The 12,073-nt window shown below is 74.5% G+C and carries 7 protein-coding genes; 2 read left to right on the top strand and 5 right to left on the bottom strand.

Annotated features, from left to right (window positions below; genetic code table 11):
- Position 1: 1 nt before the first annotated feature.
- The 3 genes from AB0J53_RS13335 to AB0J53_RS13325 are packed head-to-tail and all read right to left on the bottom strand — an operon-like array spanning position 2 to position 7,430.
- Positions 2 to 4,084: a S8 family serine peptidase gene (locus AB0J53_RS13335; RefSeq protein ID WP_364171718.1), complete on the bottom strand. Its 4,083-nt coding sequence runs from the start codon at positions 4,082 to 4,084 to the stop codon at positions 2 to 4.
- 35 nt (positions 4,085 to 4,119) lie between these two features.
- Entirely contained in the window at positions 4,120 to 4,251 is a 132-nt protein-coding gene (locus AB0J53_RS13330; RefSeq protein ID WP_281427272.1) for a hypothetical protein, read from the bottom strand.
- 32 nt (positions 4,252 to 4,283) lie between these two features.
- The gene (locus AB0J53_RS13325; protein ID WP_364171716.1) at positions 4,284 to 7,430 is read right to left on the bottom strand and encodes an AAA family ATPase; all 3,147 of its coding nucleotides are present in this window, start codon (positions 7,428 to 7,430) and stop codon (positions 4,284 to 4,286) included.
- A gap of 147 nt (positions 7,431 to 7,577) precedes the next feature.
- Here AB0J53_RS13325 and AB0J53_RS13320 point away from each other — a divergent pair, with 147 nt between their 5' ends.
- Entirely contained in the window at positions 7,578 to 8,663 is a 1,086-nt protein-coding gene (locus AB0J53_RS13320; RefSeq protein ID WP_364171714.1) for an epoxide hydrolase family protein, read from the top strand.
- On the opposite strand, the gene AB0J53_RS13315 is transcribed toward AB0J53_RS13320, so the two are convergent.
- Positions 8,660 to 10,507 carry a histidine kinase gene (locus AB0J53_RS13315; protein ID WP_364171712.1) on the bottom strand — a complete coding sequence of 616 codons (1,848 nt, stop codon included), beginning with the start codon at positions 10,505 to 10,507 and terminating at the stop codon, positions 8,660 to 8,662. The genes AB0J53_RS13320 and AB0J53_RS13315 overlap by 4 nt on opposite strands.
- A 32-nt stretch (positions 10,508 to 10,539) precedes the next feature.
- Between AB0J53_RS13315 and AB0J53_RS13310 the strand changes: the two genes are divergently transcribed.
- Positions 10,540 to 11,145: a response regulator transcription factor gene (locus AB0J53_RS13310; protein WP_364171710.1), complete on the top strand. Its 606-nt coding sequence runs from the start codon at positions 10,540 to 10,542 to the stop codon at positions 11,143 to 11,145.
- Here the strand turns inward: AB0J53_RS13310 and AB0J53_RS13305 are convergent.
- Complete coding sequence (locus AB0J53_RS13305) at positions 11,142 to 12,044, bottom strand: GntR family transcriptional regulator (RefSeq protein ID WP_364171708.1); 903 nt, start codon at positions 12,042 to 12,044, stop codon at positions 11,142 to 11,144. The two genes, AB0J53_RS13310 and AB0J53_RS13305, sit on opposite strands and share 4 nt — an antisense overlap.
- Between the last annotated feature and the right edge of the window lie 29 nt (positions 12,045 to 12,073).

Raw genomic sequence — 12,073 nt, 5'->3', positions numbered from 1 at the left:
ACTAACGCAGGTCGAAGGCTCGGACGGTGGTCTGCTTGACGGTGTTGCCCGCCTTGTCCCACGCCTCGACCTTGAGGGTCACGGCGCCCTTGGTGGCGCCGAGCGCGGGATAGCGGGTCCTGGCGGTGTACGTGCCGTCCTTGCCGCGCTTGACGGGGACGGGCGTGTACGTGGCGCCGTCGTCGGTGCTGGCCCACAGCTTCAGACCGGCGATGCCCGGCATGTCCGACGCGGACGGCGAGTGGTAGGCGGACACGGTGAAGGCGTGCGTACGACCGGCGCGCACGCTGTTGGCGGCGTCCAGCGTGTCACCCAGGTCGTAGCCGACGAACACGACCGGGGCCGGCTTGCAGGGCTCCGCCGTGCCGTACAGCACTTCAAGCGAGCAGAACGAACCGGGCAGCCGCTCGGCCCCGGCCGCCGGGGCGGTGAAGGTCCACTCGGTGTCGTGCCGGTCGTTCCTGGCGGTCAGCCGGTAGCTGCCCGACCGCTGCGGCAGGGTGAAGACCGGCAGGACGGTCGAGCCGCCGGCCTCGGCGCGCGGGATCTCCTTGCCGTCCCTGTAGAGGCGGACCTCGAACCCCGGCTTGGTCAGGTCGTTCGTCGGCCAGTAGCCGCCGCTGTACTGCCTGGCGCCCGGAGAGCCGTAGCTGGGCTCGAACTCCGCCCACAGCTTGTCGCCCTGGACGCACATCATGCACCGGAAGAAGGCGCCGAGGTTCGCGCCCGGCTTGGCCAGCTTGTAGACCTTGTCCGAGCCGGTCGCGGTGCCGGGCGTGAACGGCGTGGCCATCCAGGTCTGACGGATCCGGACCGGCTTGTCGAGCACCTCCAGTGCCCACTGCGGGACCCGGGCGTCGGCCGGCGTGCCGCGCAGCTCCTCCATGCCGTGCGACCAGAGCATCCCGCCGTCGAGCGGCCCGACCCAGTCGCGGCGTTCCTGGAGGCCGAGCCGGGGGCCGCCCCACCCGGCGAGCTTCGTCGACAGCGGCATGACGTCGTCGGGCTTGTGCGCGTACCGCCAGTCGTCGTAGCGGTGAGGAGCGACGACGTGGGCGTCCAGATCGACCCTGGCCAGGTCACGCTCGCCGAAGGTGTAGTGCAGCGAACGGGACACCCGGCCCTCCTCGTAAGGGGCGAAGGTGTAGCTGTAGGGCGTCTCCTCGGTGCCGGTCACCCGTACGATCAGCCGCTTGCCGCCGGTGAGCCGGGCGCGCAGGGCGAGCCCTTCGGCCGACGGCAGCGACACCGTGGCGACGCCGATGGGCTTGGCCTCCCCGGTGAACGGGACCTGCGTGAAGCCCAGCGGGATCGCGCAGCCGGACCCGGGCTTCGGGAAGTACGCGACCGCTGCCGCGCCGGCGTCACGGATCGGGCCCAGCCGCTCGATCTGCACGCCGCACGCGTCGCCGAACACGCCCTGCGACAGCGGCGCCTCCAGCAGGACGAGCTTGCCGCGCAGGTCGCGGCCGGCGAGGTCCTCGGGCCTGCCCTCGCCGACGTCGGCGACCTCCAGGTCGCGGGTCCCGGTGAACGGCACGTAGCCGGGGAAGCCGTCGCTCTGCTCGTGCACCCCGGCGGTGTTGACGCCGTGCAGCGCGGTCATCGGGTGCAGAGAGAGCTTGTCGCGCCCGCGCACGCTCATGGCGACCTCGGCCCGGCCGAGGGTGAAGCGGGTGTGGAAGCGGAAGGCGCCCTTGGTGACCTTCTCGGTGGGCAGCGCCCACAGCTTGGCGGCCCCTCCGTAGGGCGCGCGCGGCCAGGTGAACCCCATGTAGGAGTCGCCGTTGCCGACCGTCCGCTGATACGCCAGGTAGACGTAGTTGTTCAGCGGCTCGGCCGGCTGCGGGGTGCTGAACCGCACCTGGCTCAGCTTCCGGCCGTCGAGCGTGATCTCGGTGTCCTCCGTGACGGTCAGCTCCGGCACCGACAGCATCGCCAGGTTGAGCCGGTCGTCGTCGCCGACCCACTGCACGAACTGGGCCACGCTGATGACGCCGTGCGGGACGCGGACGATCGTGGTGCCCTCGGCGGGCACGGAGACGCCGCCGATGACGCCCTTGCCGCCGGACACGTCGATCGTGTCCTGGGCCCACGGGGTCAGCGGCTTGCCGTCGCGGCCCAGGGTGTGGATGGTGAGCGTGGCCTTGGGCGTCTCACGGACGACGCCCACGGGGGTGCGCAGCCGGACGCCGTCGGCGGTCGCGGTGACGGCGCCGGTGTAGTTGTCCAGCTTCGCCAGCGCCTTGGGGTCGACGGTGACCGTGGCGGTGGCCGCGCCTCCTGCCGGCACGGTGAGCGTCGTCGCGCCCAGTCCCAGCGCGCCCTCGACCGCGCCGCCGTCCGACCCGCTCAGGGTGGGGGCGAGCGTCAGCGTGACGGGCGCGCCGCCCAGGTTGGTGTAGGTCAGCTCGCGGGTGGCCGGCTCGGCGCCGCTCTCCACCGCGCCGAAGTCGAGCCCGCCGGTGACGGCGAAGACCTGCTGGGTGTACGCGGTGGCGAGGTCGACGCGGCCTGCGCCCTGCTTGTACACGCTGAGGGCGTCGTCCTTGGCGGTCGACATGAGCGCGGCCTTGAGCTGCGGTCCCGTCCATTCCGGGTGCCGCTGCGCCATGATCGCGGCGGCTCCGGCGACGTGCGGGGTGGCCATCGAGGTGCCGTTCGCGGCCGTGTAGTGCTCGTCGATCGGGCTGCCCATGCTCGTGCCCGCGGCGCGCGCCGCGGCAATGGCCACGCCGGGGGCGGCGATGTCCGGCTTGAGCCCGCCGCCGACGCGCGGTCCCTGGCTGGAGAACGGGGCCCATGCGTCGTTCTTGTCCACGGCGGCCACGGTGAGCGCGGCCTCGGCGGTGCCGGGGGTGGCGACCGTCTCGGCGCCGCCCTCTCCGGCGTTGCCCGCGGCGATCACGAACAGCGCGCCGGACGACGCGGTGAGCGCGTCGACCGCCTGGCTCATCGGGTCGCTGCCGTCGCTCGCGCCGCCGCCCAGGCTCATGCTGACCACCTTGGCGCCGGAGGCGGCAGCCCACTCCATGCCCTCGATGATCTGGGAGTCCTGGCCCGATCCCGCGTCGGACAGCACCTTGCCGACGATCAACCGCGCGCCCGGCGCGACGCCCTTGTGCCTGCCGCCTCCGGCCGCGCCGGAGCCGGCGATCGTGGAGGCGACGTGGGTGCCGTGGCCGTGGCCGTCCCGCACCTCCTCGCCGGGGATGAAGGACCTGCTGTCGGCGATCCGGTCCGCCAGGTCGGGATGCGTGGCGTCCACGCCGGTGTCGAGGACGGCGACCTTGACGCCCGCGCCGTCGTGCCCGCCGGCCCACGCCTGCGGGGCGCCGATCATCGGGACGCTCTCCGCCAGATCGGCCTTGACCTTGCCGTCCAGCCACACCTTGACGATCCCGCCGCGCAGCGCCGCCCGCCCGGCGAACCCGTTCGCGTCCGGCTCGGCCCGCACCGCGGTCCAGAACGCGCCCGCCTCCGCCTTGGTGACGGCCAGCGCGGCGGCGTTGACGCTCTCCAGCGTGAGCACGGGCTCGCTGGCGGGGATGGCCTCGGCCGCCGAGGCGACCGCCCGGTCCGTGTGCTGCCCTGGATACTGCACGATGACGGGTAACTGCTTGGCCCGATCGTCGGTGTAGCCGTTCTCGGCCAGGTAGGTGACGTTGAACAGCTCCCGGTCCAGGCGGCCCGCGTTGATGGCGGGCACGGCGTCGCTCGGGGTGACGTAGACGCCGTCCGGGGTGGCGAGCGTGGAGAGCTGGGCGGTGGTGCCGTCGGGGCGCACGCTCGACTCCGGCCGGACGGAGTACGTGCCGCCGCCCGCGTCGCTGAGGCGCACCCGGTCGCCGGTGATCAGGGTGACCGTGCGGTCGCCCTTGCCGAGCCCGGCCAGCGCGATCGGGCCGGTGACCTGCCCGGTCGCCGGGGCGGTCGCCGGGGCGGCGGGCTCGGGTTCCTGAGCCAGAGCGGGCGCGCCGGGAACGGCGAGCGTGCCGAGAACCAGGGCCGAGGCCGCGATCAGCGCGCCGGTGCGGCGGGGCTTGGAAGAGGGGGGATCATGCGGTGAAGTGCGTGGAGACATGCCGAACTGCCCTTTCGGGTGCTGAGGGGTGAGGTTCAGACGGGCTCGAACCCTTCGGGGGCGTCTTCGAGTGGTTCGATGACCGGCTGCTCCGGCGGGGCCGCCGGTCCTTTCCGCGCTGGGTCGGAGTCAGCCGGATCGCCGTCGGTGGCGTCGGTTTCGGACATGCCCCAAGCGTCGTCCGCACCGCCGGTGGGGACTATGGGTAGGCCACCCCATTCGCGGCCCCCGTACCGGGCGGGTCACTACGGGGGTCCCCGAGGTGGGCGGCGAGCGCGGTGCGGGAGCGCAGGCCGAGCTTGCGCAGCGCGGCGCCCAGGTGCTTCTCGACCGTCCTGGGCGAGACGAACAGGCGGCGGCCGATCTCCCGGTTCGTCAGCCCGGCGGCGGCCATTTCGGCTATCTCCCGTTCCCGGGGTGACAGGTCGGCGCCGTACCCCTGCGGGCCGCCGGGATACCGGCCCCTGACCGTCACCCCGTGCTTGCGAGCGAGCTGCGCCGCCCGGTCGAGATCCCACCGCGCGGCCAGCTCCCGAAACCCGGCGATCGCCTCCAACAACAACCCCGGAGCACCCGAAGGGCGGGAGGGCCCGACAGCCTCGGAGGGGCCGGCAGCCTCGGAGAGGGCGGCAACCCCGGAGGGGGCGGCAGCCCCGGAGGGGTCGGCAGCCCCGGAGGGGTCGGCAGCCCCGGAGGGGTCGGCAACCTCCGAAGAGGCGGCACCCCCCGAAGAGGCGGCAGCCCCCGAAGAGGCGGCAGCCCCGGAAGGGGCGGCTGGTTCGGCGGGGTCGGGTTTGGTGGGTGTGGTGGTGAAGAGGTGGGCGGCGGCGAGTTCGCGGGACTGGGCCGCCTCGTACGGGGCTCCCAGAAGGTCGTAGCCCGCCGCCGCCGCGCGGAACAGCGCCGCCGCGTCCGCGTCGTCGGCGGCGAGGTGGCCGCGGGCGTGCGCCAGGGCCGCCGCAGCCATCGGCGCGTCGAGCCCGTCGAGCCGCGCCGACACCCGCTCCACCAGCGCGACGGCCTCGGCACGCCGGCCCGCCGCCGCCATCGCCTCGGCCAGCGCGGGCAACGCGCGCACCGCCAGCGGCCAGAGCCCCTTGACCTCCCACACCTCGACCGCCGCCTCGACGGCCGCGAGCGCGGCCCCGGCCTCGCCGCTCGCCGTGGACAGCCGCAGGAAGGCGGCCATCGACAGCGGAAGCAGCTCGTAGGCCCCCTGGACCAGGGCGGTGCCGGTGACCTCGGGCAGCTCGCGCCGGGCGGTGTCGAGCTCGCCGCGCGCGAGCGCCAGGCAGGCTGCGACGATCTCGGCGCCCAGGCGGTCGAACGGCCGCCCGCCGTACTCGTCGAGCAGCAGCGCGGTCTCCTCCTCCAGCCCGTCCCAGCGGCCACGGCAGCAGGCGAGCAGGAGGGCGACCAGCCGGCAGCGCGACAGCGGCTCGCGTGACGACTCCTCGCCGGCCGCGCCGCGCATGGCGGCGGCCAGCAGGTCGGCGGCGACGGCGTAGTTGCCCGCGAGGCAGGCGTTCTCCGCGATGGACCGGTAGGCGCCCACCTCCTGCCGGTGCCGTGGCCGGCCGCCGGTCCTGCGGCGCACCTCCTCGGTCAGCTCCAGCCAGCGCGGGTCGCCGTACCCGCTGAAGGAGGTCGCGACCTTGCCGAGGACGAAGACCTCCTCGGCCGGGTCGCCGACGCGCGGGGTCGTCTCCAGGGCGCGTTCCAGCCACGTGACGTGCTCGGCCAGCGGCACGCTCGGGTCCATCGGCCTGCCGAGCGACGCCATCGCCCAGGCGGTGAGGTCGGGCCGGTCGGCGAGGTCGCCGACGGCGGCGGCGATGGTGCGGCGCTGCGCGCCCGAGTCCTCGCCGAGCCTCTCCTGGAGCATGCCGACGAGGAAGTTGAGCTCGCCGCGCAGCGGGCCGGGCTGCTCCGTCTCCAGCGCCTGCGTCAGCAGGCCGATGATCTGGGGCGGGCGCAGCACCTGGGCGGCGGCCCAGCCGAGGCGCGCGGCCAGGCGGCCCCGGCGTCGCGGGTCGAGCGGGGCGTGGCGCAGCACGTCCTCCAGGATGCGCACGGCTTCGGCGTCGTCGCCGAGGCGCGACGCCTGCTCGGCGGCCCGTTCCGCGGCCTCGACCCAGTCGGCCAGCCGCCCGGCCTGGCGCAGGTGGTGGGCTTCCTGGCCGAGCGGCACCGGCCGCAGCTCCCGTACGACCGCCGCCGCGCGGGCGTGCAGCTCCTGGCGGCGCCCGAGCGGGATCGCGCCGTAGACGGCCTGCGCGGCCAGCACGTGCCGGAACGCCACCGCGCCCGCCTGCTCGGCCAGCAGCCCGGAGACCAGCAGGTCGTCCACCCCGGCCACGGTGTCGGCCCTCGGCAGCCCGCACACCCGGGCCAGGTCGGCCGGCCGCGCCGGGGCCTGTAACACCGCGGCGGCCTCCGCGACGGCACGCGCCGCCTCGGGCAGCCGGGCGACCCGTTCGCGCACCGAGTCGCGCACGCCGGGCGGCACGTCGAGCTCCGCCACCGCCTTGCGCGCCCATCGCCCGCTGCGCAGCCTGATCAGCGCGCCCCGCGCCCGCAGCAGGGCCATCAGCTCCTGTACGGCCAGCGGCAGCCCTGACGACAGCTCGTGCAGGTGGGCGCCGAAGTCGGCGGTGACGCCGGATTCGCCGAGGATCGCCGCGGCCAGGTCGCCGGTCTGGGTGACGTCGAGCGCCTTCAGCAGGATGTGATCGTGGAACACCGCGTCCGCCGGACGCCCGGTCACTTCCCTGACGACCGCGCCGGCTTCCTCGCCCCGGTAGGTGAGCACGATCGACAGCTCGGGCGGCGGCACCGCCAGCGCGTAGGCGAGGAACTCGACGGTCTGCTCGTCGGCCCAGTGCAGGTCCTCCACGACCAGCACCACCGGGCCGAGCGCGCGCAGCACCTCGGCGAGCCCCCGGAACAGCCGGTGCCGTTCGGCGGCCCGGTCGTCGAGCGGGTCCAGGGCGGGCGGCAGCACCGGGGCCAGCTCGGGCAGCAGGCCGCGCAGCGCGCCCGCCACCGGCGACAGCCCGGCCCGCGCCAGCGGCTCCTCGGCGCCGCGCAGCGCCTCCACCAGCGGCCCGAGCGGGAACGGCTCCCGGATGCGCCGGGCGCCCCCGCGCAGCAGCAGCCGACCGGCGGTCTCGGGCCGTGCCGCGAGCTCCGCCAGCAGCCTGCTCTTGCCGATCCCGGCCTCGCCTTCGAGCACCACCACGGCCGGTGGCCGGCTCACCGCCGCGGCCAGGCGGCGCAGCTCCTCCTCGCGCCCGACCAGGACCGGCGAGATCACCCGTCCCGAGACCGTGTCACCGTTGGTCATCGGGACCGCCTCCGCTCACCAGGCCATGCTGCGATCATTCATACAGCAACCGGCCCGGCGGGCTCACGGGCGGGCCGTGCATTGTGCATGGTGCACCGGTGCACGCGGAACTACTGGCCGGGGTGGCGTTTGCCCAGGATTGAGGGCATGACTTCCGACATCGTCCCCTTCCGTATCGAGATTCCGCAGGCCGAGCTGGACGACCTCCAGACGCGCCTCGACCTGACCCGCTACGCCGAGGACGCGCCCGACGCGTACGGCGTGAGCGTCGAGCGGGTCCGCCGGCTGGCCGACCACTGGCGCAACGGCTACGACTGGCGCGCCTGGGAGGCCAGGATCAACGCCCACCCGCAGTTCACCACCGTGATCGACGGGCAGCGGATCCACTTCCTGCACGTGCGTTCCGCCGAGCCGGACGCGCTGCCGCTGATCCTCACGCATGGCTGGCCCGGCTCGCTGGTGGAGTTCCTCGACGTCATCGAGCCGCTTTCGCGGGACTTCCACCTGGTGATCCCGTCGCTGCCGGGGTTCGGCTTCTCGGCGCCGATCGTGGAGAGCGGCTGGGGCACCGTGCGCACCGCCCGCGCCTGGGCCGAGCTGATGAGCCGTCTGGGGTACGAGCGCTACGGCGCGGTGGGCAACGACGGCGGCTCGATGGTGTCGCCGGAGATCGGCCGGTTCGCGCCGGAGAACGTCGTGGGCGTGCACGTCACGCAGATCTTCTCCTTCCCCTCCGGCGACCCTGCGGAGTTCGTGGGCATGACCGAGGAAGAGCAGGCCGCGATGGGGGTGCTCCAGCGGTTCTGGGAGGAGATGGGCGCCTTCAACACCCTGCACTCGCAGCAGCCGCAGACGTTGGCGCACGCGCTCGCCGACTCGCCGGTGGGGCTGCTCGGCTGGCTGGCGCAGCTTTTCGACCTGGAGCTCGACGACGACTTCGTGATCACGAACGTCGCGTTCCACTGGCTCACCGGCACGGCGGGCTCCGCGATCCGCTTCTACTACGAGAACGCCAAGGCGGGGCAGCCGCCGGCCGGCCCGACGACGGTGCCGATCGGGCTGGCGTCGGCCAAGGGCGACTTCCAGTCCATCCGCCGTTTCGCCGAGCGCGACCACAAGAACATCGTGCAGTGGCACACGTACGAGACCGGCGGGCACTACGCCGCCCACCTGGCTCCGGACGTCTACTCGGGCGACGTGCGCGCCTTCTTCACCGGCCTGCTGGCGGGCTAGCGGGGCACCGCGGCGGACAGGGTGAACGTGCCGTCGCCCTGGTCCGCGGCGATGAACGTGCCGCCGGCGGCCTCGACCCTGGCCGTCAGGCTCGCCAGCCCGCTGCCCGTGCCGGGCGAGCCCGGGGTGACGCCGTCGTTGGAGACGCGCAGCCGTACCGTGTGCTCGTCCGCCTCCACCGTGATCGTGCAGCGGCGGGCGGCGGCGTGCCGGACGACGTTCGTGGCGGCCTCGCGCAGGACGGTGGCCAGCACGGGGGACTCCACGACGACTCCGGTCCCCACCCCTACCCCGATCTCGATGCGGGTCTCGATGCCGGCTGAGGCGAGCAGCGAGCGGGCCGAGCCGATCTCCTCGCGCAGGCTCAGCCGGGCGCCGCCCGAGGTGATCGAGCGGACGTCGGCCAGCCCGCGCTCGGCCAGCGGACCCACCTCCGCCAGCAGGAGCTCCGCCTTGCCAGGGTCGTCACCGAGCACGCGCAGGGCCAGCTCGGCCTTGAGCGTGATCGCCGACAGCGTCATGCCGAGCAGGTCGTGCACGTCCCTGGCCAGCCGGAGCCGTTCGGTGACGACGGCGCTCGCGGCAATCTGCCCGCGCAGCCCGTGCAGCCGCGCGGCGGCCTCGGGGAACCGGTTGAACGCGTACACGCCGATGGCGATCGTGACCACCGAGGTCGCCTGGTACAGCGCGTAACCGCCCGCGCCGGGATGGAGCGGCAGCGCGTACCCGGAGGCGACGGCGCCGAGCGCGACGGCGGGCACGGACCAGCGGGCGGGCAGCCACAGCAGGGTGTTGGCCACGGCCAGGCTGACCAGCGGCGACAGGGCGCCTTCGCCGACGTACAGTGCGGCGGCGGTGACCGCGAGGATGTGCGCCGGGAGCGTCCGTCGCCAGTGCCGGACGGGCCGGGCGCGGGGCACGCCGTGGTGGAGCTGGAACGCGACGGCCAGGACCGCGGCCGTGACGGCGACGGCCCAGCGACCGGGATCGGCGGCGCCACTGCCGGGCCCGCTGTCGGCGACGTTGTGGAGCGCGATGACGGCCACGTTGACGGTCATCGCGGTGAGCGCCCACCAGGAGAGCCGCGACGGCGCATCGGGCGGGCCGGTGGGGGCGGCGGGCGTCGAGGGCGCGCCGGGAGCGGCGGCGACCGCCCTGGCCTCGGCGGCGGCCTCGCGGGCGGTCTCCGCGATGCCGGTGAGCGCATCGGGGGTGACCGGCGTGCGGCGCGACTCGCGCAGGACGTGGGCGAGCCGGTCGCCGATGGCCCTGCGCAGGTCACCGGCCGCGCGCAGGCGTTCGGCGGCGGCTTCGAGCGCGGCGAGCTGCCGGTTGGCCGCCTGGGTCTCGCTGAGCAGCACGGCCAGCCGTACCAGGGCGAACAGCGTCAGCCCCACGTTCACGTCGATGACCGTGAAGCTGAGGACGGTGGCGAGGCCGGGGCCGTGCAGGACGACCGCGACGGAGGCGTCGGCCAGCACCACCGCGCCCGCCAGCAGCCACCCGGCCGGGCCCGCCACGCTCAGCGGCATGGCGGCGGCCAGCGGCCCCGCGATCGGCCCCCACAGCACGGACAAGCCCGCGTACGGGGCGAAGGTCGTGACCGCGAGGACCGGGACGGCGGCGCGGACACCCCGGGCGACCAGCGCGAAGAGACCCACGACGGCCAGGATCAGGCCCAGGCAGACGGCGAGCGTGAGCGGCGTGGACCGGCCCAGCGCCCCGGCCATCGTGACGATGATCGCGAACCGCGCCGGGATCAGGAGGGCGGCGTAGCCGAGCACCAGCGCCCAGCCGGCCCACGGCCTGAGCTGCGGCCATCCGTCGTGCTCGGCGCCTGTCACCCGCGTTGTCTACCACGCTTAGGATGCCCACTGTGATTCGTGTCCTCATAGCGGAAGATGTCCGGATACTGCGTGAGGCGCTGGTCACCTTGCTCGGCTACGAGGAGGACCTCGAGGTCGTGGCGGCGCTGGAGACGGGCGACGCGATCGTGCCCGCCGCGCTGGCCCACCGGCCGGACGTCGCCGTCCTCGACATCGACCTGCCCGCGCTCGACGGCCTGACCGCCGCCGCCGAGCTGCACGACCGGCTGCCGGACTGCCGGGTGCTGATCCTCACCGCGCTGGGCCGGCCCGGCAACCTGCGGCGTGGCGTCGAGGCGCACGTGTCGGGGTTCATGCTCAAGGACGCGCGGCCGCAGGAGCTGGTGGCCGCGATCCGCGACGTCGCGGCCGGCCGCCGGATCGTCGACCAGCAGCTCGCCTACGCGGCGCTGCGGCTGCCCGACAGCCCGCTGACCGACCGCGAGGCTGACGTGCTGCGCCTGACCGGCGCCGGGGCCGCGCCCCGCGACATCGCCAGGGACCTGCACCTCAGCTACGGCACCGTGCGCAACTACCTGGCCTCCGCCGTCACCAAGCTGAACGCCCGCACCCGGCAGGACGCGATCCGCATCGCCACCGAGGCGGGCTGGCTCTAGCTCGTCGCCGACCGTTCGATCAGCCTGTCGATGCCGTCGAGCAGCGGCTGCAGGCCGAACTCGAAGAACGCGTCCAGGTCCAGGTCGTAGCCCTCGCTCGGCAGCCCGGCGAGCACCTTGGCGAACGTGGGCATGCGGCGCAGGTCGAGGGCGCTCATCCGGGCGTCGACCCACTCCTGGTCGGACACCCCGGTCGCCGCCTGGACCTGGGCCTCGTGCTCCAGGTTGGCCGCCAGGCCCTGGACGTGGCTGAAGACCAGGACCTGGAGGTTGAGCATGGTGACCGAGCCGAGGCCGAGGCCGTCGAGCGCGGCCAGCAGGGACTCGGCGTAGACCATCAGGTTGGGCAGGGGCAGCGGCCGGTTGAGCGGGGTGACGTGGGCCAGCCACGGGTGCCGCCGGTGCACCCGCCACAGCAGCCGCGCGATCAGCTCGATCCGGTCCCGGCGGCCCTCCGGCAGCGTCTCCGGCCACTCGGCGTCGCCGTAGGCCGCGTCGGCCATGAGCGTCACCAGCTCCTCCTTGCCGCCCACGTAGCGGTAGGGCGACATGGCCGAGACGCCGAGCCGGGCCGCGACGCCGCGCATGGACAGCACGGCCAGCCCCTCGGCGTCGGCGATCTCCATCGCCGCCGCGACGACACGCTCGCGGGTCAGGCCCTGCTCCCCCGGCGGGCGGCGCCGCTGCGCGCGGTCGGCGACGACGGTGCCGGAGCGCGGCCGGGCCTCGACCAGGCCCTCGTGGCCGAGCGTGGCGAGCGCCTTGGCCGCCGTGGCGAGGGCGACGCCCCATTTCATGGCGATCTGCCTGGTCGACGGCACCCGGTCGCCGGGCGCGAGCTCGCCGTCGTCGATCCGCCGCCGGAGGTCGTCGACGATCTGCTGGTACGGCGCGGGCATGCGTCTCTCCTTCTGTACTAGTACAGAAC

Source organism: Nonomuraea sp. NPDC049725 (assembly GCF_040674795.1).
GTDB lineage: Bacteria > Actinomycetota > Actinomycetes > Streptosporangiales > Streptosporangiaceae > Nonomuraea > Nonomuraea ceibae.
This window is presented reverse-complemented; position numbering and strand designations above follow the sequence as displayed.

What these genes read in the sequence shown, in the direction of transcription:
- AB0J53_RS13335 (WP_364171718.1), bottom strand. Translation starts at nt 4,084, where the DNA reads ATGTCTCCACGCACTTCACCGCATGATCCCCCCTCTTCCAAGCCCCGC.
- AB0J53_RS13330 (WP_281427272.1), bottom strand. Translation starts at nt 4,251, where the DNA reads ATGTCCGAAACCGACGCCACCGACGGCGATCCGGCTGACTCCGACCCA.
- AB0J53_RS13325 (WP_364171716.1), bottom strand. Translation starts at nt 7,430, where the DNA reads ATGACCAACGGTGACACGGTCTCGGGACGGGTGATCTCGCCGGTCCTG.
- AB0J53_RS13320 (WP_364171714.1), top strand. Translation starts at nt 7,578, where the DNA reads ATGACTTCCGACATCGTCCCCTTCCGTATCGAGATTCCGCAGGCCGAG.
- AB0J53_RS13305 (WP_364171708.1), bottom strand. Translation starts at nt 12,044, where the DNA reads ATGCCCGCGCCGTACCAGCAGATCGTCGACGACCTCCGGCGGCGGATC.